Consider the following 20,258-nt stretch of genomic DNA (forward strand, 5'->3'; position numbering starts at 1 on the left):
CCCCCCCCCCCCCCGGGGAAGCACGCAAGGCAACAGGCCGCACGCAACCCAACCCACTCACCAAGCCGCAACCCACAAGGCGACCCACCCGCGAAGCCGCAACCCAACCCACCCCCGATTAGCACCCCCCACCCCCACTCACCTACACTGGTCGGGTTGCCTCGGCGAGGGCGAGCTCCCCAGCTCGGCGTGATCGACGCGGTGGCTTGATGCCGCGCGTGTTGACCCCCGTTCCGCGCTGCTCGCCGCCGCTGGCCACCACCAAGCCTCAACCGCCGAAGACTTGTGCACCGCCCCGACGTACAAGGTCAGACTTGTAAGGAGTACCCCACCGTGTCCGAGGTCCGTCTCGCCGCTGAGCAGCGCTCTGAATTCGGCAAGGGCGCAGCCCGCCGCACCCGTCGCGCCGGCAAGATCCCCGCGGTGCTCTACGGCCACGGTTCCGACCCGAAGCACCTGGCTCTGCCGGCGCTTGAGTTCGCCCGTGTCATCCGCGAGCACGGCCAGAACGCCGTCCTCACCCTCGCCCTCGGTGGCGAGAGCGAGCTGGCGCTCACCAAGACCGTCACCACGCACCCGATCAAGAACTACATCGAGCACGTCGACCTGCTGCTCGTGAAGCGCGGCGAGAAGGTCACCGTCGAGGTTCCGCTGGTCATCTCCGGCGAGCCCGCGTCGGGCACGCTGCTGACGCAGGACCTCAGCACGATCCAGATCGAGTCCGACGCGATGAACATCCCGGACCAGATCGAGCTGTCGATCGCGGGCGTCGAGGCCGGCACCCAGATCCACGCTTCCGACCTGGCCCTGCCGGAAGGCGCGGTGCTGATCACCGACGCCGACGCTCTCGTCGTCGCCGTCAACGAGGCGCCGTCCGCCGCGCAGCTCGAGGGTGACGAGGCTGCTCCGGCGGCTGAGGCCACCGAGGAAAGCTGAGCCCCATCACGTCGGGCAGAAACGACGGCGCGTCGCCTCCTCACGAGGGGGGCGGCGCGCCGTTGCAGTACCTGCGCCCGGCCGACGTCCGGTCGAAGACCTTCCGCCGCAAGCGGCAGGGGTACGACCCGGGCCAGGTCAACGAGTTCCTGCAGATCATCGCCGACGCCCTCGCGGGCCGTCTCCGGCTGAACCCGGACCACATCCGCACCGTGAGGTTCGCGGCGGTCCCGAACGGCTACGACCCGCTGAGCGTCGACGGCGTCCTGCACCTGCTGGAGTTCCAGGTCCGCAACGGCATCGTGCCGCCGACGGGTCTGGACTCCGGCGAGGCACTGCGCGAGCGCAAGCTCCCGAAGGCCGGCACCGGCTACGATCGCGCCGAAGTCGACGCCTTCGTCGCCCGTGCCGCGGCCAACCTGGACGGTCGCGGCTCCATGACCTCCACCGAGGTCCGCAACACCCGGTTCAGCACCACGTCCGGCCTGCTGGGCAAGGGGTACCAGGTGCAGGCCGTCGACACGTTGCTGGACGATCTCGAGCAGGAGTTGCGGTTCCGTGGACGCTGACCTCGCCCTCGTTGTCGGACTGGGCAATCCCGGCCCCAAGTACGAAGGCAACCGCCACAACATCGGCTTCCTGGTCCTCGACGAGCTGGCGGCGCGCATGAGCGGCAAGTTCAAGGCCCACAAGTCCGGTGCCGAGGTCGTCGAGGGCCGCCTGTCCGGCCACCGCGTCGTCCTCGCGAAGCCCCGCAGCTTCATGAACCTCTCCGGCGGCCCCGTCGCGAGCGCCGTGAAGTTCTTCAAGCCCACCACGATCCTCGTGGTGCACGACGAGCTGGACCTCCCGTTCGCCCAGCTGCGCATGAAGCTCGGCGGCGGCGACAACGGCCACAACGGACTCCGCTCCATCACGAAGTCCCTGGGCACCAAGGACTACCACCGCCTGCGTTTCGGCGTGGACCGCCCGTCCGGCCGCCAGGACCCCGCGGACTACGTCCTCAAGGACTTCTCCACCGTCGAACGCAAGCAGCTCGCCCTGGAGATCGACCGGGCGGCCGACGCGGCGGAGGCACTGGTCACCAAGGGCCTGGAAGCCGCGCAAAACGCTTTCCACTAGCGGCACAATGGTCGGCATGACCAACCGAAAGGGCCATGCCGCCTAGGCGCCCGCGCAAGGCCCGGCAGCTGCTCCAGCTCCCGGTGTACCGGTATTCCGTCGTCCGGGGCATGTCGTCCCGCCTGCTCGCCGACATCCGCGTGCTCGAGGACGGCGACCCCGCCCTCTGGCAGGGCGCGGTCGAGTCGTCGCTCCGCCTCTGGACCGAGCACCTCCACGACCCGTACCGCCACCTGCGCGACTTCGACGGCGGCACCCGGTGCGGGGTCTACGAGTGCTGCGGCAACCCGCTCGAAGCACGCCACGTGCTCAGGAGAGTGGCGAACAAGCTCCCCGCTCCCACCTCGAAGGAGCTGCGCCGGTTCGTGGCGAGGACAGCCGAACGCCATGCCGCGTAACCGCTCCCACCGCCGCCCGGACACGATGAGGAGCTTCTCCGGCCTGCTCCTCGGTCTCGTCGCCGGCTGCTGCCTCCACCTCACCCGTTCGGCTCCCGCAAAGTCCTCGGTGCGGCTCCCCCACAAGAGCGTGAAGAAGCCGCGCCGACGGCACAAGCCCGGGCTCAGACCAACCCGGCCGCCGCGGACCGCCTCAGCTTGCCCGAGGGCGTCTTGGGCAGCGTCCCCGGCGGCTGCACCACCACGGCGAACGGTCGCAGCCCCACGGCGTCCACAACGCGAGCGGTGACCTGCTTCACGAGGTCCTTCTCGGCCTCGGCGTCACCGGCGAGCTTCGACTCCAGCACCACGGCGAACCGCTCGCGCTGCGTCCCGGCGTCCAGTCGCACCGCGACGGCGTTACCGGGTCGCACGCCCTCGACCGAGCAGGCGGCACGCTCCACATCGGTCGGGTAGATGTTCCGCCCGCCCATGATGATGACGTCCTTGCGGCGCCCGCAGACGACGACCTGGCCGTCCTCCACGATGTACCCGACGTCCCCGGTGGACAGCCAGCCCTCGGCGTCCTGAGTGGCCAGTGGGCCGTCCACGGTCAGGTAGCCGGGTGTCACGGCCTCGCCGCGGATCTGCAGCTCACCGACGTCCCGGACGCCCAGGACCGCGCCCTCGTCCGACACCACCCGCAGTTCCAGGCCCTCCAGCGGCGGTCCGAGCAACGGGAACGCACGCCCACCCTCCGTGGGCACCGCGCGGTGCTTGGCCTCCAACGCGTCCGCGTCCACGACGTCCACCGACAAACCGGTGAACAGGGGCGCGAAAGCCACACCCAGAGTGGTCTCCGCCATGCCGTAGGCCGCGAGGATCGACTCGGGGCGCAGTCCGAAGCGCGCGCCGGCGTCCACGAACGACTTCACCGCCGCCGGGTCGATCGGCTCGGCTCCGTTGAGCGCCAGGCGCAGGGAGGACAGGTCGAACGCGTCGGACGACGAAGCCAGGCGGCGCGCCACGATCGCGTAGGCGAAGTTCGGCGCGGCGGTGATGGTGCCGCGGTGCCGGGTGATCAGGTCGGCCCACAGCGTCGGGCGCGACAGGAAGTCGACCGGGGTGACCTTCACCAGTTCCAGGCCGAACAGCATGGGGACGGTGAGGAAGCCCACCATGCCCATGTCGTGGAAGAGCGGCAGCCACGACACCATGACGTCTGACGTGGGATCCAGCGCCGCCGCGATGCGCATTCCCTCGGCGTTCGCCATCAGGTTGCGGTGCGTGATTCGCACCGCCTTGGGATCAGCGGTCGACCCACTCGTCAACTGCAGCAGTGCCGTGGCATCCTCGGGGGTGGGAACAGGAGCAGCGATCGGTTCCGCATCGAGTTCGGAGAGCAGTTTGTAGGGCACTCCGTGCTGGTCCAGAACGGCAGCCAGGGCGTCGAAGGGGCTGCCGAGCAGGACCAGGTGCGAATCGATCATGGCGAGCACCCGCAACGTGTCCTCGGCCCACTCGGCCAGGTCGGTGCGCGGTGTGGGTTGATGCAACATCGTGACGCTGCCACCACACAGCCATGCGGCTTGCACGGCTGGGGCGATCACGGCTGGTTCGGCGGCGAGCACGGCGATCGCGGTGCCCGGCGCCACGTCGAGCGCACCGGCCATCCGCCGGGCGCGTTCGTGCACCTCGGCCCAGGTCCGGCGGACCGGCGCGGCGGGTTCCCCCGTCGTCATGCCCCTGTCGCTGCCGTTGGAGGCCGTCGCCAGCATCACATCCACGAACTGACTCATGTTCGCGATCGTAGTGGCGGCCTTTGGTCCATCAGGGCGAAACGTTATGCCACGCGAAACGCGATACTCCCCAGTACAGGTACGCAGGAGGAGGTCATTGGTGGATCGGGGCGGCCCCGGAGCGCAGCATTCCCTGCCCGCGCATCCGGCACCTCTGCTCTCCGCGCAGGACGTGGCCCTGGTCGCGTTCCACCGTCCCCCGCGTGGTCAGCGCGGGTACGACGCGGCTGAGGTGGACGCGTTCCTCGACAGGGTCGAGGGCACCATGAAGAGCAAGGACATCCTCACGCGCGAGGACGTGCTGGGCGTCAAGTTCAGCACGGCGACCCGGGATCCGGGCTACGACGTGAACGAGGTCAACGTCTTCATGGAACTCGTGGCGGACACGCTGCGGTCCACTCCGCAACGCCAGCAGGCCTCAGCACCCGCCCAGGGCGCGCACGCCACGTCGCAGGCGATGAGACCCGCGGTCCGGTTGTCCCCCGACGACGTGGCCGCTGTGCGCTTCCACAAGCCAAGACCGGGGACCCGCGGTTACCACGAGGGGCAGATCGACGCGTTCCTCGACCGCATCGAGCAGACCCTGCGCGGCAGGGACAACCTGACCGCCCAGCAGGTGCAGGACGCCGTGTTCGGCGAGACCGCGCCCGGCACGTTCGGCTACGACTCCGAAGACGTCGACACGTTCCTCGACCTCGTGGTGCTGATGTTCGAGACCGCACCGCCCCCGCGCGACGCCGGTCCGCCGACCACGCAGATCCCGCCCCTCCCGCAGCAGCAGCAACGGCCGCAGCAGCGCAGCGCACAGCCGGATCCGCGTCCCCAGAAGCCTCAGCAGCGCCCCCGTCAGCCCATGCCTCAGAAGCGGACGCCCGCGCAGCAGCCCGCGTCGCAGCAGTCCGTCGAGGCGGCGAAGTTCACGGCGGCGGACATCCGCAACATCGCGTTCCACCGTCCTCCGCGCGGCCGCCGCGGCTACCAGGAGACCCAGGTGGACGCGTTCCTCGACCGCATCGAGGCGACGCTGCTCGGCCAGGACAACCTGACCGGCAAGGACGTCCGCGACATCCGGTTCTCCCGGCCGCTGATCGGCAGGCGCGGCTACGACGAGACCGAGGTCGACGCGTTCCTGGGCCAGATCGAGCAGCAGCTCTCCGGCCCGGTGCGCAGCAGCATGCCGTCGGTCAAGTCGTGGAAGGACCTGCGCCAGCTGCGGATCCCCCAGGCGGCGTCTGGCCAGCGCGGTTACCGCACCGCGCAGGTCGACAGGATGCTGGAGGAGATCGGCGTCGCGCTCGACGGCATGCTCGGGGCGACCTCGGAAGAGGTCATGAAGGCGCGCTTCAGCTACGCGCTGCTCTCCGGCCAGGGCTACGACACGTCGTTCATCGACGAGCTGCTGCCCCAGCTCGCCGACGAACTGCGCCGCAAGGGCAAGTAGCCCCCGCGGCACCCGATCAGCCTTCGACGACCTCGGCCGCGAGCATCCAGGCGGTCTCCACTTCGGACTCCTCCGCCAGCACGGCGCGGAGCTCGGCGTCGAGCTTGAGCAGCCGGTCGGGCTCGGTCGAGGCCTCGGCGAGCGCGGCGTGCAGCTCGGCCTCCTTCTTGTGCAGCACCTCGAGGCGCCGCTCCAGCCGTGCCAGGTCCTTGCGGGCGGCGCGCTGGTCGGCGGCGTTCGACGGCGCCTTGCCGGAGGAGGGCGCGGGCGCGGCGGACTCCCTGTCGCGCAGCGAGTCGCGGCGCTTCAGGTACTCCTCGATGCCGCCGGGCAGTTCGGTCAGCCCGCCGTCGCCGAACAGCGCGACGACCTTGTCGCACACGCGCTCGACCAGGTAGCGGTCGTGCGAGATCACGACGAGCGTGCCGGCCCACGAGTCGAGCAGGTCTTCCAGCTGCTGCAACGTGTCGATGTCGAGGTCGTTGGTCGGCTCGTCGAGCAGCAGCACGTTCGGCTCGGCCATCAGCAGCCGGCACAGCTGCAACCGCCGCCGCTCACCACCGGACAGGTCCGACACCGGCGTCCACTGCTTCTGCGACGAGAACCCGAAGCGCTCGCCCAGCTGGGAGGCCGACATCTCGTACTTGCCGAGGACGACGCGGCGCGCGACCTCCTCGATGGCCTCCAGCACGCGCATCGACCCGTTGAGGTCGAGCAGCTCCTGCGAGAGGTGCGCGATCTTCACCGTCGAACCCTGGATCCGCTTGCCCGTCTCGGGTTCGCGTTCGCCCGCCAGCAGCTTCAGCAGCGTCGTCTTGCCCGACCCGTTGACGCCGACGAGCCCGATCCGCTCACCGGGGCCGATGCGCCACGTCAGGTCGCGCACCAGTACGCGGTCCGGAATGGACAGTGTGGCGTCCTCGACCTCGATCACCGTGCGGCCCAGGCGCTTCTTGGCGAACGCGAGCAGCTCCACGTTGTCGCGCAACGGCGGCACGTCCGCGATCAGGGCCTCGGCGGCCTCGATCCGGTAGCGCGGCTTCGAGGTGCGGGCCGGCGCGCCGCGGCGCAGCCACGCGAGCTCCTTGCGCGCCAGGTTCTGCCGCTTCTCCTCCAGCGTGTCCGCGAGCCGCTGCCGCTCGGCGCGCGCGAAGATCCAGTCGGCGTAGCCGCCCTCGTACTGCTCGACCTTGCCGTTCACCACTTCCCACGTGCGGTTGCAGACGGTGTCGAGGAACCACCTGTCGTGGGTGACGACGACGAGCGCGCACCTGCGGGCGAGCAGGTGCTCCGCGAGCCACCGCACGCCCTCGACGTCGAGGTGGTTCGTCGGCTCGTCCAGGACCAGCAGCTCGAGGTCCTGGATCAGCGCGGCCGCCAGCACGACGCGGCGCCGTTCACCACCGGACATCCTCGACACCACGGAGTCCAGGCCCAGCGCCGTGATCCCCAGTCCGTCCAAAATGGACCGGACGCGGGCGTCGGACGCCCACTCGTGCTCGGCGTCGAACCCGAGCGGGTCGATCACCGCGTTGCGCACGGTCGAGCCGTCCGGGAGCTCGGTCCGCTGCGTCACGACGGCCATGCGCAGGTCGCGCGACCGCGACACGCGGCCGTCGTCGGCGGGCTCCACCCCGGCCAGCACCTCGAGCAGCGTCGTCTTGCCGCCGCCGTTCAGGCCGACGACACCGATGCGGTCGCCGTCGTTGACGCCGAGCGACACGCGGTCGAGCAGCGGCCGGACGCCGAACGACTTCGACACGGACTCCAGGTTGACCAGGTTGGCCATCAAAACCTCACGACTAGTAAGAAACTGCCCGGTGCAGGCTACCCAGGCGGGCCAAATCGCCGACGGCTACGCGTGCACTTCGGGCGGCGTCGGCTTCGGCTCTTCAGTCGTGATCACGCGCGCTCCGGGCACCGGGCCGTGCGCCACGCGGACCGTGCGGCACACACCGGCACCGGCGAGCTCAGCGGCAACGCGGACCGCCGCGTCGCCGTCCTCGCACAGGAACGCCGTCGTGGGGCCGGAACCGGACACGATGCCGGCCAGCGCACCCGCGTCGACGCCCGCGCGCAGCGTGCGACGCAGGTTCGGGCGCAGCGAGACGGCGGCGGCCTGCAGGTCGTTGCCGAGGAGCAGGGCGAGCTGGCGCGGGTCGCCGGAGGACAGGCCTTCGAGCACCGTCTCGACCTGGCCGACGCGCGGCGGGTCGCCCTCCGCGCGCAGGCGGTCCAGCTCGTCGAAGACGTCCGGAGTGGACAGTCCGCGGCGGTCGAACGCCAGCACCCAGTGGAACTGGTGGCGGCCCAGCACGGGCACGATCCGTTCGCCGCGGCCGGTGCCGAGGGCGGTCGCGCCGTAGAGGGCGAAGGGGACGTCCGCGCCGAGCTTCCCGGCCAGTTCGGCCAGCTCGTCGCGGCTGATCTCGAGGCGCCACAACGCCGACAGGCCGACCAGCGTCGCCGCCGCGTCGGCGCTGCCGCCCGCCATGCCGCCCGCGACCGGGATGGCCTTGCGGATGACGACGCGGACCTTCGGGTCGTCCGGGTCCTTGCCGACGTGCGTGGCGAGCAGCTGCACCGCGCGCCAGGCGAGGTTCGAGGCTCCGGTGGGCACCTGGTCGGCGCCCTCTCCGTGGACCTCGACGCCCGGCTCGTCGGCGACCGCGACCGTGACCTCGTCTACCAGCGACAGCGCCTGGAAGACCGTCACCAGGTCGTGGTAACCGTCCGGGCGCACGTCACCCACGGCCAGGTGCAGGTTGACCTTGGCCGGAACGCGAACTGTGACCGGGGGAGGAACGACTGCGAGCACCACGTCAGCCTACGGGCGTTCTGGGGTCCCGGACTCCTCCCCCGGTCGCAGTCATCGTCAGACCGGGATGACGGAGCCGTCGAAGGTCTGCTTGATGTAGTCCTTGACCTGCTGCGACGCGAGCAGCTCCGCCAGGTCCTTCACGCGCTTGTCGTCCTTGAGCTCGGTGCGGGTGACCAGGCCGTTCGCGTTCGGGTTGCCCTCCGCCTTCTCCAGCGCGAGCGAGTCGGTGGCCGGCTTGAGGCCCGCGTCGATGGCGTAGTTGCCGTTGATGACCGACGCGTCGGTGTCCTCCAGCGAACGCGGCAGCTGAGCGGCCTCCAGGGGCACGAACTGCAGGTTCTTGGGATTCTCCGCCAGGTCGCGCACGGTCGGCTGGTCGACGGCCTTGAGCTTGATGAGGCCGTTCGCCTCCAGCAGCTTCAGGCCGCGGGCCTCGTTGGTGGCGTCGTTGGCGACGGCGATCTTGGCGCCGCTGGGCAGCTCGTCGAGCTTCTTGACCTTCTTGGAGTACAGGCCGAGCGGCTCGACGTGGACGGGCCCGACCCACTCGACCTTGGCGCCGGACTCCTTGGTGAACGTCTCCAGGTACGGGACGGTCTGGAAGTAGTTGGCGTCGAGCGACCCGTCGACCAGCGCCGTGTTCGGCTGCACGTAGTCGGTGAACTCGACGACCTCGATCTTGAGACCCTTCGACGAGGCGAGGTTGTCCGCCACGTACTTGAGGATCTGGGCGTGCGGAACCGGTGAGACGCCGACCTTCAGCGTGTCGGAGGAGCTGCTCGCGCCACCCGACGAGCAGGCGGACAGAGCGGTCAAACCGGTCAAAGTGACTGCGATCAGGGCAGCACGAATACGCATGACGTTCCTTTTGAGAAAACTTGCTACGGGTCAGACGGAGGCGTGCCGGCGCCGGTCGAACGCACGGGCGGCACGGGTGAAACCGAGCTGGATCACGGTGGTGAGCACGGCGAGCCACGCCACGGTGCTCCACAGGATCCGGTCGTTGAAGCGCTGGTAGCCCTCGCGGATCGCCAGGTCCCCGAGGCCGCCGCCACCGATCACGCCGGCCATCGCCGAGTACCCGATGAGGGCGATCACGGTGACGCCGATGGCGTTGATCAGCGCGGGCAGCGACTCGCGGATCAGCACGCTGCGCACGATCTTCAACGTCGAGGCGCCCGTGGTGATCGCGGCCTCGACCACGGTCACGTGCACCTCGGACAGGATGTTCTGCACCAGTCTTCCCACGAATGGGATCGCTCCCACGGCGAGCGGCACGATGACCGCCGTGCTGCCGATCGACCCGCCCACGATGAGGCGGGTGACCGATGTGAGAGCGACGAGCAGCACGATGAACGGCATCGAGCGGCCCAGGTCGGTGACGAAGCTCAGGACCCGGTGCACCGCGGTGTTCGGCCGCAGCCCGCCCTTGGCGGTGAGCTGCAGCCAGACTCCTACGGGAACACCGAGAACTGTTGCGATGACGGTGGAAACGCCGACCATGTACAGCGTCTCGCCAGTGGCTTCGACGAGATAGGTGATGACGTCGGACCAGGGTGTTGCAGACCTCACGCAGCTACTCCCTGTGGCCCCTTCAAGGACCTCTGCACAGCGCCGCCGGCCTCGCCGATCCACTCGAGAGCGGAGTCGGAGCGTTCGCCGTTCAGCCCCAGGCGGAAGCGCGCGACCGGGGTCTCACCCAGGCGCGTCAGGCCACCGCCGACGATGTTGAGTTCCACCCCGAACCGGTGCGCGGCCTCGGGCAGCAACGCCCCGACCGCGGCGAACCCGACGAGCACGACGTCCGCGACGCGGTCGTAGCTGCTCTCGTTGATCGGGTTCAGGTCGACGGCGGGCAGCAGCGCACTGCTCGTGCGGCTGACCGGGTTGCCGACCAGGTCGAGGACCTTGCCGTGTTCGACGACGCGCCCCTGCTCGAGCACGGCGACGTCGTCGCAGATCTTCCGGACCACGTTCATGTCGTGCGTGACGACGAGAACCGTCACACCCAGCTCAGCGCGCGCACGGTCGAGCACCGTCAGCACGGAACCGGTCGTCTCCGGGTCCAGCGCGCTGGTGGGCTCGTCGGCGAGCAGCACCGACGGGTTCGCGGCGAGCGCACGCGCCACGGCGATGCGCTGACGCTGCCCGCCCGACAGCTGGTCGGGGTACGCGGCGGCCTTGTCGGTGAGCCCGACGAGGTCGAGCAGCTCGCCGACCCTCGTCCGCCGCTGCGGCCCGGGCACGCCGGCGGACTCCAGCGGAAGCGCGATGTTGCCGGCCGCCGTGCGCTGCCGGAGAAGCGAATCCCCTTGCGGCACAACGCCGATCTGACGACGAGCGGCCCGCAGCGCCGACCCGTCGAGGCTGGTGATGTCCGTGCCGTCGACGCGGATCGCCCCGGAGTCGGGACGCTCGAGCAGCGCGACGCAGCGGGCGAGAGTGGACTTGCCGGCACCGCTCGGTCCGACGACACCGAGCACGGTGCCGGCCTCGACGTCGAGGGTCACGCCGTTGAGGGCACTGACGCCCTGGAAGGACTTGGTGAGGTTTTCGACAGTGATCACGTCTGCTCCACGGCTGCGCGCGACGGCACCTCGCCCGCTCGTGGCGGACGTGCGCGGTCGAAGTTGCTGCTCAGGTATGTGCGCCACTCATCAGACGAGTGCGCGTCAAAGGACTGTGAGAATGCGCCTTAGACGAGGTGGCGACGACATGCAGAAGACGAGCGACGGCACTGGTCGATGACTCGACGGCGCGTCAGCATTCGCGTGGTACCCATGGTGATCCTCCATCGGTCCTGGCGTTAGCACCTGCCCGCATCCAGCGGGTGGTTGCTGCGACGTCGTAGAGCCAGGTCTCTCAGTCGCTCCGGATGGCAAGTAGCAGTCAACCGGACGGACGTTCGGTTGCGCAAGCCAAAACCCGATTCGTTCGACAGATCACACTGATGGCCGAAGGATCCCCGGCCTAGACCTCCGCGATCCGGATGAAGTCGATCACGCTCAACTGCTCACCCCTGGCCTGCGGATCCACGCCCGCCTTCCGGAGCAGTTCGTCGACCTCGTCCGTACCGCCGGCCCAGCCCTTGAGCGCGGCCCGCAGCGTCTTGCGACGCTGCGCGAAAGCGGCGTCGACGATCTGGAAGAGGCGCTTGCGGTCCACTGTGGACAGCGGATTCTCGTGGCGCTGAAACCACACCAGCCCCGAGTCGACGTTGGGCGCGGGCCAGAACACGTTCTTGCCGATGGAGCCGGCCTTCTTCGCCTCGGCGTACCAGGCGAGCTTCACACTGGGCACGCCGTAGATCTTGTTGCCCGGCTTGGCCGCCATGCGGTCGGCCACCTCGGCCTGGACCATCACCAGACCTTTGTGGAGGGTCGGCAGCTCGGCCATGAGGTGCAGCACCACCGGGACGGCGATGTTGTACGGCAGGTTGGCGACGATCGCGGTCGGTTGGGCCGGGAGGTCCTGCTGGGTGACCTTCATGGCGTCTTTGAGGACCACGTGGAGCTTGTTCGCGTTGTCCGGGTCCATCTCGGTGACGGTCTGCGGGAGGCGGTTCGCCAGGGGCGGGTCGATTTCCACCGCCACGACCTGGCTGGCGTTGGGGAGCAGGGCGAGGGTCAGGGAGCCCAGGCCCGGGCCTACTTCCAGGACGATGTCGTCGGGTGCGAGTTCGGCCGCGGTGACGATCTTGCGGACGGTGTTGGGGTCGTGGACGAAGTTCTGGCCCAGTTTCTTGGTCGGGCGGATGTCCAGTTCTGCGGCTAGACGGCGGACTTCGGCAGGTCCCAACAGGCTCACCCAGGCATTCTCGCAGGCTCGGTGGCGGGAAGGGTGGTTGGTACCTCGCGGGTCTGGCTTGGGGAGCCACGCCCTGCCTCGCGCCGCTGCAGCTTTGCCCCCGTTTGGGACAGCTGGCGGGATGCCGACGCGCCACCCCGCCTCTCCCGTGGCGGGTGCGCTCCCCCAGCCCGGCCTCAGGACCGCCGCCAGCCGCAGCCACGCCACGCCCTTCGCAGCCTCGCCCGCAGCAGCCTCGCCCCACCTCGCTGCTGCAACCTCGCTCGCCGCAGCTTCGCCGCGTTCGGCACAGCCGGCCGGGGTGTCGACACGCCGCCCCGTCTCTCCCGTGGCGGGTGCACTCCCCCAGCCCCAGGACCGCCGCCAGCCACACCCAGCCGCCCACAGCAGCCCTGAAGGCGGCCGGGAACGACGGAGGCCGCCCTGGCGAACCAGGGCGGCCTCGGTCTGGGGACGGAGAGAGGAGTGCGGTTTACGGCAGGCCGAGCTTCGCGCGGCAGCCCGGCCAGGCGCCGTAGGTGCCGCCTGCGCGGTCGCGGAGCTTGGTGGCGATGGCGATCTGCTGTTCGCGGCTGGCCTGGTGCGGGAGCTGGGCGAAGGCGGTGCCGCCGTGGGCCGCCCAGGTGCTGGCCGAGAACTGGAGGCCGCCGTAGTAGCCGTTGCCGGTGTTGATGGCCCAGTTGCCGCCCGCCTCGCACTTGGCGAGCCTGTCCCAGACGTCGCCGTCGGGGAGGGGCTTGGTGCCCACGGTGATCTTCTTGGGCTTCGGCTCCTTGGTGACCTTGCCGCTGATCTTCTCGCGGCTGATCTCCTTGCCGTTCTTCACCGTCACGCGGTACTGCGAGGTCTGCTCGCCCGGGGTGCCGGGGTCGGTGACCTTCTGCTCGCCCGCGTTCATGTTCGGGTCGTTGGTCTTCTCGACCGGAGGGGCGACCGGCTCGTTCACGTTGATGACCGTGACGCCGGTGCGGGAGATGTAGACCTCGGCGCCGGTGGCCAAGCGGACGTCCATGCCGGACGCGACGGAGTCCTCGGCGCCGAGGGTGAGGTTCTCGCCCTTGAGGAGCTCGTCGACGGTCAGTGCGGTGGTCTTGACCTCGCGGACCGGGTTCGCGCCGTCGAACAGCTTGATGGTCTTGCTGGTCTTGACCTCGAGGTTCATGCCCTCGAGGGGGATGTCCTGCGAGCCGGGCGCGGACATCCACGCGCCTTCGAGCGGGACGCCGAACTGCTTGGCGGCCTCCTCGACGGTGACGGAGCGGACCCAGTCCTCGCGGGCCTGGCCGTCGACGCTCATCTTGAGCAGGCGGCCGCGGTCGAGGCTGATCTTGCCGCCGTCGGAGATCGGGGCGTTCAGCGACGGGGACAGGGCGTCGTGCTCACCGACGACGATGCCTTCCTCCGCCAGGACGTCGCCGACCGTGCCCTCGTAGGAGTGGACGGTCTGCAGCGCGCCGTCGACCTCGACGGTCAGCGACTTGTCCATCGCCATCGCGGTCACGCCGCCGCCGGAGATCGACACGAGGACCGCGGCGACCGCGCCCTTGAGGAAGCGGCGCTTCCACGTCGAGGCGGCCTTGACGAGGACCTGCGGGTCGCGCTGCTCCTCTTCCTCCGACGGGAGGACGAGGGGCGGCATGATCGTCGTCTCGGCGTTGATGAGACGGATCAGCTCGTCGACGTCGACGTTGGCCGACGCGAGGAGGTCGTCCGCGTCCGGGCCGAGAACCTCGAGCACGTCCGCGGGCGTGATGGTCAGCGCACCGGCGGGAAAGCTCGGGTGGGGGTCGACGACGCCGACCGCCGTGCCACCGACCGGCGTGAACCAGTCCGTGTCGTCGTCGAAGTCGTAAGGCGCGGCAGTTCTGTCGCTACCGGACATCAGGGTCGATACCTCCATTGCGGAAGCTGTGAGGCCACCGCACAGTTGGCGTTGACAAGATCATTCGAGTTGGAGCTCGAAGGTTCCCGGCAACTCCTCCTACGTGGTCTCGCTTCTTCGCGCTTCTGGCTTTGGTCCCGCCCCGACTGCGGGCGTGCTCCGAACCGACAACGTCGGCTCAGGTGGCACAGTCACGGGACCGTAACGGGGCAAAGCACGTTGCGCAAACACCCCCACCAATGTTGTGACGTCAGTCACCCCGTGGGGGGAGGAACCCTGTACTCCGTTCGCTCTACGTCGCATTTGGGTGGTCAAGCCCGAACACTCGTTGAGCAGTACGGGTGACGGCGGCGCAGAGTTCAGAAAGATCTTCGCCACGCAGGGTAGCGAGGTCCCGAATTGTGTAATTCACACAATAGGGTTCGTTTGGACGGCCCCGGAACGGATGGGGCGTCAGGAACGGCGCGTCCGTCTCCACCAGCAGCTGATCTTGCGGCACGAGCTGTGCCGCCTCGCGCAGCGCGCGGGCGTTCTTGAACGTCACCGGGCCCGCGAACGACAGCACGTACCCCGCGTCGACGCACCGGCGAGCGAAGTCCGCGTCACCGGAGAAGCAGTGGAACACCACAGTGGACGGTGCGCCCTCGGAGTCCAGGACTTTGAGGATGTCCTCGTGCGCGTCCCGGTCGTGGATCATCAACGGCTTCCCGACGCGCTTGGAAAGGTCGATGTGCCAACGGAAAGCCTCGTGCTGGGCAGCGGGCGGCGAGTAGTCCCAGTAATAGTCCAGACCGGTCTCGCCGATCGCCACCACACGGGGCAGGACGGCCAGCCGCTCCAGCTCCGCCTTCTCCACGTCACCGAACGAGGAGGTGCGCGTCGGGTGCACGGCCACCGCCGCGTAGACCCGGGAGTCCCAAGTGGACGCCTCGGCGGCCCATCGCGCGGCCGCGAGGTCGTCCGCCACGGTGATCACGTGCGAGACGCCGGCGGCCTCCGCCCGATCGAGCAGGACTGCCACGTCCGCGGCGTCGACGGCCCCGCACGCGTCGAGATGCGTGTGGGCGTCGATCACCGGTGCCGGAAGAGTCTCCGGCACCGGCGGTCGTTCACGCTTGTCCGCCACTAGTCGGTGACGATCGGAGCCCACTCGGGCCCGGTCTCGCCCAGCTTCGGCTCGAGCTTCGAGAACAGCGGCGACGGCTTCTGCAGCGGGCGGCCGACCTCGAGGGGCGTGGACTCCCACTTGGCCTGCTCACCGGCGTAGTCACCGGTCAGCACCGGGTACGAGCGCTCGGGGATGTCCAGGTCGTCGACCTCGGTCATCTCCGGCTGTGCGGCCCACACGCCCGTGCCGCCCAACGCCTCGTGCACCTTCTGCGCCGAGTGCGGCAGGAACGGCGTCATGAGCGTGTTCGCGTCCTGAACGACCTGCAGCGCCGTGTGCAGCACCGAGTCGCGGCGGTCCAGGTCGTCCTTGAGCTTCCACGGCTCCTGGTCGGACAGGTACTTGTTCGCCAGGGAGATCACGCGCATGGCCTCGCCGGAGGCCTGCTTGAACCGCGAGCGGCGCAGGTGCGCGCCGACCGTCTCGAACGCCGCCTTGGACTGCGCGAGCAGCTCGTGGTCGGCCGGGGTCAGCGCCGTGGCCTTCGGGATCGCGCCGACGTTCTTGTGCGCCATCGAGATCGAGCGGTTGACCAGGTTGCCCCACTCGTTCGCCAGCTCGAAGTTCGTCCGGCGGACGAACTCCTCCCAGGTGAAGTCGGTGTCCTGGTTCTCGGGGCCTGCGACGGAGATGAAGTACCGCAGCGCGTCCGGCCCGAACTCCTTCAGGAAGTCGCCGACGTAGATCACGGTGCCGCGCGAGGTCGAGAACTTCGAGCCGCTCATCGTCAGGTACTCCGACGACACGACCTCGGTCGGCAGGTTCAGCGTGCCGAACCGGCCGGCCTCACCGCCCTTGTCGCCCGCGCCGTTCTGCCCGAGCAGCAGCGACGGCCAGATGAGCGAGTGGAAGACGATGTTGTCCTTGCCCATGAAGTAGTAGCCCTGGGCGTCGCCCGTCCAGAACTCCTTCCAGGCATCCGGGTTCCCGGTGCGCCGCGCCCACTCGACGGACGCGCTCAGGTACCCGATGACGGCGTCGAACCACACGTAGAACCGCTTCATCGGCTGGTCGCTCCACCCGTCGAGCGGGATCGGCACACCCCAGTCGAGGTCGCGGGTGATGGCGCGCGGCCGCAGGTCCTTGATCAGGTTCTGCGAGAACTTGAGCACGTTCGGACGCCAGTCCGACCGCGTCCCCATCCAGCTGCCCAGCGAGTCGATGAACGCGGACAGGTCGAGGAACAGGTGCTCGGTCTCGACGAACTTCGGCGTCTCGCCGTTGATCTTCGAACGCGGGTTGATCAGTTCCGACGGGTCGAGCTGGTTGCCGCAGTTGTCGCACTGGTCGCCGCGCGCGCCCTCGTAGCCGCAGATCGGGCAGGTGCCCTCGATGTAGCGGTCGGGCAACGTGCGGCCGGTCGACGGGCTGATGGCGCCCATCTCCGTCTTGGGGACGACGTAGCCGTTCTTCCACAGCGCGGAGAACAGGTCCTGCACCACCTGGTAGTGGTTGCCGGTGGTGGTGCGGGTGAAGAGGTCGTAGGACAGGCCGAGGCCCTGCAGGTCACCGGCGATGACGCGGTTGTACTTGTCCGCGAGCTCGCGGGCCGTCAGGCCCTCCTTCTCGGCCTGCACCTGGATGGGTGTGCCGTGCTCGTCCGTGCCGCTGACCATGAGCACCCGGTGTCCGGACATTCGCATGTAGCGGGAGAAGACGTCGGACGGGACACCGAAACCGGAGACGTGACCGATGTGCCTGGGGCCGTTGGCATAAGGCCAGGCCACCGCGGTCAGTACGGAGGCACTCATGGCAATAGCCTACGGAGGCGGTGCCAGCCGCTTTTCACTGCATGGGAGGTCGGTTGTCCGCGACCAGGATGCTGGTGCTCGGCGTGGTCAAGCTCGTCGGCGAGGCGCACGGTTACGTGGTGCGCCGCGAGCTGAAGTCGTGGTCGGCGGACAGCTGGGCGAACGTGCAGCCCGGCTCGATCTACCACGCGCTGAAGTCGCTGGCCAAGGACGGACTCCTGGAGCCGGTCGGCACCGAGGAGTCCGACGAGGGCCCCGCCCGCACCACCTACCGGATCACCGCGGCCGGCGAGCACGAGCTGGACGACCTGCTCGCCCACGCCCTGGCCGACGCGACCGCCGGCAACGACGAGGTCTCCGCGGGCGTGGCCATGCTCAACCTCGTGCCGCGCAAGCAGGCGGTGGTGCTGCTCAGGAACCGGCTGGCAGGTCTCGAAGGGCAGCTCACGCCGACGCGGCACGGCATCGCGTCGATGCCGGAGATGGGCAAGCCCGCGCACGTCAGCGAGCTGTTCCGGCTGTGGCTCGTCCACCTCGAGGGCCAGGTGCGCTGGACCCGGGAGCTGATCGACCGCCTGGAGGCCGGTGAGTACGAGCTGAGGGACTAGTCAAACTTGATTAGTTCTCGCTAGCCTCTAGTCAAAGTTGACTAGAGGGGGTTCAGTCATGATCGAGGCACGAGGCCTCGCGCGCCGGTTCACGACCAAGACCGGCCCCGTGGACGCCGTCCGCGGGGTGGACTTCGACGTCGCCGAGGGGGAACTCGTCGGGTTCCTCGGCCCGAACGGCGCGGGCAAGTCCACGACGTTGCGCATGCTCACCACGCTGCTGCAGCCGACGGCGGGCAAGGCGGTCGTCGCAGGGCACGACCTGCTGACCGACCCGGCGGGTGTGCGCCGCAACATCGGCTACGTCGGCCAGAAGGGCGGCGGCGGCCTGGACCAGCGCGTCGCTGACGAGCTGGAGTTCCAGGCCCGCTTCTACGGCCTCTCCAGGCAGGGCTCGCGCAGAAAGATTGCCGACCTGCTCGAACGGTTCGACCTGGCAGGTCTGGAGAAGCGCGCGATCGTCACGCTCTCGGGCGGCCAGCAGCGCCGGCTCGACATCGCGATGGGCATGCTGCACGACCCGCGCCTGCTGTTCCTGGACGAGCCGTCCACGGCGCTCGACCCGCAGAGCCGCCGCAACCTGTGGGAGCACATCAGGCAGCTCAAGGACGACGGCGTCACCGTCTTCCTGACCACGCACTACCTCGACGAGGCCGACTTCCTGAGCGACCGGCTGCTGGTGATCGACCACGGCTCGATCGTCGGCGAGGGCTCACCGGACGAGCTCAAACACCGCGTGTCCGGCGACCTGGTCGTGCTCGGCACACCGCAAGCCTCGATCGTCGCGTCGAAGTTCGCCGATGCCGTGACCGAGGGCGAGAAGGTCAGCTTCCGCATCCCGAACGGCGACCGCGCGCTGCCGGGCCTGCTGCGCGACCTCGACAACATCGGCGTGGAGCTGCACAGCGTCCAGGTGCACCGGCCGACGCTCGACGACGTGTTCCTGACCATGACCGGCCGCTCGTTGCGGGAGGAAGCCAATGCTGCGTGACACCTGGCTCGTGTTCTCCCGAGTGATGCTGCCGGTGGTGCGCAACCCGGTCGCGGTCGTGTTCGGGCTCGCCCAGCCGTTGCTCTACCTCGGGCTGTTCGGACCGCTGCTCGGCGACACCGGCTGGCAGTGGTTCGTGCCGGGCCTGCTGGTGCAGATGGCGTTGTTCGGCACCGCATACGCGGGCTTCTCGCTGCTGCCCGAGGTCCGCACAGGCGTGATGGAACGGCTGCGGGTCACCCCGGTCAGCCGGGTCGCGCTGCTCGTCGGCAGGGTCGGCAAGGACGTGTTGCTGCTGGTCGTGCAGGGTCTGTTGATCATGCTGGCGGCGATGCTGTTCGGCTTCCGGGCCACGGCCGGGCAGATGCTGCTCGGCCTCGGCCTGGTGGCGTTGCTGGGCGTCGCTATCGGCTCGGTGTCGTACGCGATCGCGCTGAAGGTGAAGCTGGAGTACGTCTTCGCGTCCGTGCTGTCGGCGACCATCGTGCCGTTGATGCTCTTGAGCGGCGTGCTGCTGCCCATGTCGAACGGCCCGCGGTGGCTCTACTGGCTGTCGCGGGTCAACCCGCTGGCGCACGTGGTCGACGCCGAGCGGTCGATCTTCAACCCCGGCTCGGTGCTCTACGGGTTGATCTCGGTCGTGGCGTTGGTGCTGGTCGGCGTGTTCTACGGCGTGCGGACGTTCAACCGCGAGTCAGCTTGACTTGATCGCGGCGTCGTAGAGGGTCTTCTTGCTGATCCCGGCCGCCTCCGCGACCTCGGCGGCGGCCGACTTCATCCGCTCCCCGTCGGCGACGCGCTGCTTCACCTCGGCGACGAGCGTGTCGAGGTCGGGCGTGTCCGCGACGGGAGCGGGCCCGAGCACCACGGTGATCTCGCCGCGTGCGCCTTCCACGGCCCACTCGGCGAGTTCGGCCAGACTCCCCCGCACGACCTCTTCGTACTTCTTCGTCAGCTCGCGGCACACGGCGGCGCGGCGGTCCGGCCCGAGCACCTCCACGGCGTCCGCGAGCGTGTCCGCGAGCCGGTGCGGGGCCTCGAAGAAGACGACGGTCCGCTGCTCGGTGGCCAGAGGGGCGAACCAGCGCTTGCGCTCACCGGACTTGCGCGGCGGGAACCCGTCGAACGCGAACCTGTCGCTCGGCAGGCCGGACAGCGCGAGCGCCGTCGTCACCGCGGACGGCCCTGGCAGGCACGTGACCGTGAGGTCCTGCTCGACGCACGCGGCGACGAGCCGGTAGCCGGGGTCCGACACGGACGGCATTCCGGCGTCCGTCACGAGCAGCACGGTCTCGCCGTTGCGGATCGATTCGAGCAGCCCGGGAAGGCGCCCGACCTCGTTCTGGTCGTAGAAGCTGATCACCCGCCCGGTGGGCTTGACCTGCAACGCCATGGCCAAGCCGTGCAGCCGCCGGGTGTCCTCGGCGGCGATCACGTCGGCGGTCTCCAACGCCTCGATCAGGCGTGCGGAAGCGTCGCGAACGTCCCCGAGTGGGGTAGCTGCCAGGACCAGACGGCCTGAACCGGATACAGGACTCACAAGCTTCACCCTACG

The 20,258-nt window shown here is 69.3% G+C and carries 19 protein-coding genes and 1 riboswitch; of the genes, 8 read left to right on the top strand and 11 right to left on the bottom strand.

The annotated features are described in order from the left end of the window. Positions 1 to 333 precede the first annotated feature (333 nt). From IE307_RS34485 to IE307_RS34500, 4 genes are all read left to right on the top strand, one after another. Positions 334 to 936, top strand: coding sequence for a 50S ribosomal protein L25/general stress protein Ctc (locus IE307_RS34485; RefSeq protein WP_191303618.1), 603 nt, complete (start codon positions 334 to 336; stop codon positions 934 to 936). Between the two features lie 62 nt (positions 937 to 998). Next, positions 999 to 1,505: a DivIVA domain-containing protein gene (locus IE307_RS34490; RefSeq protein ID WP_191303619.1), complete on the top strand. Its 507-nt coding sequence runs from the start codon at positions 999 to 1,001 to the stop codon at positions 1,503 to 1,505. Further along, positions 1,495 to 2,058 (top strand): aminoacyl-tRNA hydrolase, encoded by a 564-nt coding sequence (pth, locus tag IE307_RS34495; protein WP_191303620.1) that lies wholly within the window; start codon positions 1,495 to 1,497, stop codon positions 2,056 to 2,058. The genes IE307_RS34490 and pth overlap by 11 nt, the downstream gene beginning before the upstream one ends. A 35-nt stretch (positions 2,059 to 2,093) precedes the next feature. Further along, positions 2,094 to 2,456: a hypothetical protein gene (locus tag IE307_RS34500; protein ID WP_191303621.1), complete on the top strand. Its 363-nt coding sequence runs from the start codon at positions 2,094 to 2,096 to the stop codon at positions 2,454 to 2,456. A gap of 164 nt (positions 2,457 to 2,620) precedes the next feature. Here IE307_RS34500 and IE307_RS34505 read toward each other — a convergent pair whose 3' ends face one another. Then, complete coding sequence (locus IE307_RS34505) at positions 2,621 to 4,234, bottom strand: fatty acyl-AMP ligase (protein ID WP_191303622.1); 1,614 nt, start codon at positions 4,232 to 4,234, stop codon at positions 2,621 to 2,623. Positions 4,235 to 4,334: 100 nt separating this feature from the next. Here IE307_RS34505 and IE307_RS47520 point away from each other — a divergent pair, with 100 nt between their 5' ends. Next, positions 4,335 to 5,675 carry a DivIVA domain-containing protein gene (locus IE307_RS47520; RefSeq protein WP_308436428.1) on the top strand — a complete coding sequence of 447 codons (1,341 nt, stop codon included), beginning with the start codon at positions 4,335 to 4,337 and terminating at the stop codon, positions 5,673 to 5,675. 16 nt (positions 5,676 to 5,691) lie between these two features. Here IE307_RS47520 and IE307_RS34530 read toward each other — a convergent pair whose 3' ends face one another. The 9 genes from IE307_RS34530 to metG form a co-directional block, all read right to left on the bottom strand. Continuing rightward, positions 5,692 to 7,464, bottom strand: coding sequence for an ABC-F family ATP-binding cassette domain-containing protein (locus tag IE307_RS34530; protein ID WP_191303623.1), 1,773 nt, complete (start codon positions 7,462 to 7,464; stop codon positions 5,692 to 5,694). A 66-nt stretch (positions 7,465 to 7,530) separates the two neighbouring features. Beyond that, a complete protein-coding gene (locus IE307_RS34535; RefSeq protein ID WP_191303624.1) occupies positions 7,531 to 8,493 on the bottom strand; it encodes a 4-(cytidine 5'-diphospho)-2-C-methyl-D-erythritol kinase in 963 nt (320 codons plus the stop codon). Between the two features lie 57 nt (positions 8,494 to 8,550). After that, complete coding sequence (locus tag IE307_RS34540) at positions 8,551 to 9,312, bottom strand: MetQ/NlpA family ABC transporter substrate-binding protein (RefSeq protein WP_229905367.1); 762 nt, start codon at positions 9,310 to 9,312, stop codon at positions 8,551 to 8,553. Between the two features lie 72 nt (positions 9,313 to 9,384). Next, positions 9,385 to 10,068, bottom strand: a complete 684-nt coding sequence (locus IE307_RS34545; RefSeq protein ID WP_191303626.1) for a methionine ABC transporter permease — start codon at positions 10,066 to 10,068, stop codon at positions 9,385 to 9,387. Then, positions 10,065 to 11,063 (bottom strand): methionine ABC transporter ATP-binding protein, encoded by a 999-nt coding sequence (locus tag IE307_RS34550; RefSeq protein ID WP_191303627.1) that lies wholly within the window; start codon positions 11,061 to 11,063, stop codon positions 10,065 to 10,067. Before IE307_RS34550 ends, IE307_RS34545 begins: the two co-directional genes overlap by 4 nt. A 221-nt stretch (positions 11,064 to 11,284) precedes the next feature. Continuing rightward, a riboswitch (SAM riboswitch) is annotated at positions 11,285 to 11,378 on the bottom strand. Between the two features lie 88 nt (positions 11,379 to 11,466). Continuing rightward, positions 11,467 to 12,297 (bottom strand): 16S rRNA (adenine(1518)-N(6)/adenine(1519)-N(6))-dimethyltransferase RsmA, encoded by an 831-nt coding sequence (rsmA, locus tag IE307_RS34555; RefSeq protein WP_229905403.1) that lies wholly within the window; start codon positions 12,295 to 12,297, stop codon positions 11,467 to 11,469. A 478-nt stretch (positions 12,298 to 12,775) separates the two neighbouring features. Then, the gene (locus tag IE307_RS34560; RefSeq protein ID WP_191303629.1) at positions 12,776 to 14,185 is read right to left on the bottom strand and encodes a resuscitation-promoting factor; all 1,410 of its coding nucleotides are present in this window, start codon (positions 14,183 to 14,185) and stop codon (positions 12,776 to 12,778) included. 292 nt (positions 14,186 to 14,477) lie between these two features. Further along, a complete protein-coding gene (locus IE307_RS34565) occupies positions 14,478 to 15,284 on the bottom strand; it encodes a TatD family hydrolase (protein ID WP_229905368.1) in 807 nt (268 codons plus the stop codon). A 26-nt stretch (positions 15,285 to 15,310) separates the two neighbouring features. Next, complete coding sequence (gene metG, locus IE307_RS34570) at positions 15,311 to 17,104, bottom strand: methionine--tRNA ligase (RefSeq protein WP_191303631.1); 1,794 nt, start codon at positions 17,102 to 17,104, stop codon at positions 15,311 to 15,313. 53 nt (positions 17,105 to 17,157) lie between these two features. Between metG and IE307_RS34575 the strand changes: the two genes are divergently transcribed. From IE307_RS34575 to IE307_RS34585, 3 genes are read left to right on the top strand one after another with little or no spacing between them, the layout of a single operon-like run. After that, the gene (locus tag IE307_RS34575; RefSeq protein WP_191303632.1) at positions 17,158 to 17,712 is read left to right on the top strand and encodes a PadR family transcriptional regulator; all 555 of its coding nucleotides are present in this window, start codon (positions 17,158 to 17,160) and stop codon (positions 17,710 to 17,712) included. A 58-nt stretch (positions 17,713 to 17,770) separates the two neighbouring features. Next, positions 17,771 to 18,703 carry an ATP-binding cassette domain-containing protein gene (locus IE307_RS34580; protein ID WP_191303633.1) on the top strand — a complete coding sequence of 311 codons (933 nt, stop codon included), beginning with the start codon at positions 17,771 to 17,773 and terminating at the stop codon, positions 18,701 to 18,703. Continuing rightward, entirely contained in the window at positions 18,693 to 19,406 is a 714-nt protein-coding gene (locus IE307_RS34585) for an ABC transporter permease (RefSeq protein ID WP_191303634.1), read from the top strand. Before IE307_RS34580 ends, IE307_RS34585 begins: the two co-directional genes overlap by 11 nt. Here IE307_RS34585 and rsmI read toward each other — a convergent pair. Further along, positions 19,398 to 20,243, bottom strand: a complete 846-nt coding sequence (rsmI, locus tag IE307_RS34590) for a 16S rRNA (cytidine(1402)-2'-O)-methyltransferase (RefSeq protein ID WP_229905369.1) — start codon at positions 20,241 to 20,243, stop codon at positions 19,398 to 19,400. The two genes, IE307_RS34585 and rsmI, sit on opposite strands and share 9 nt — an antisense overlap. Positions 20,244 to 20,258: the final 15 nt, after the last annotated feature.

Source organism: Lentzea cavernae (genome assembly GCF_014653695.1).
Lineage (GTDB): Bacteria > Actinomycetota > Actinomycetes > Mycobacteriales > Pseudonocardiaceae > Lentzea > Lentzea cavernae.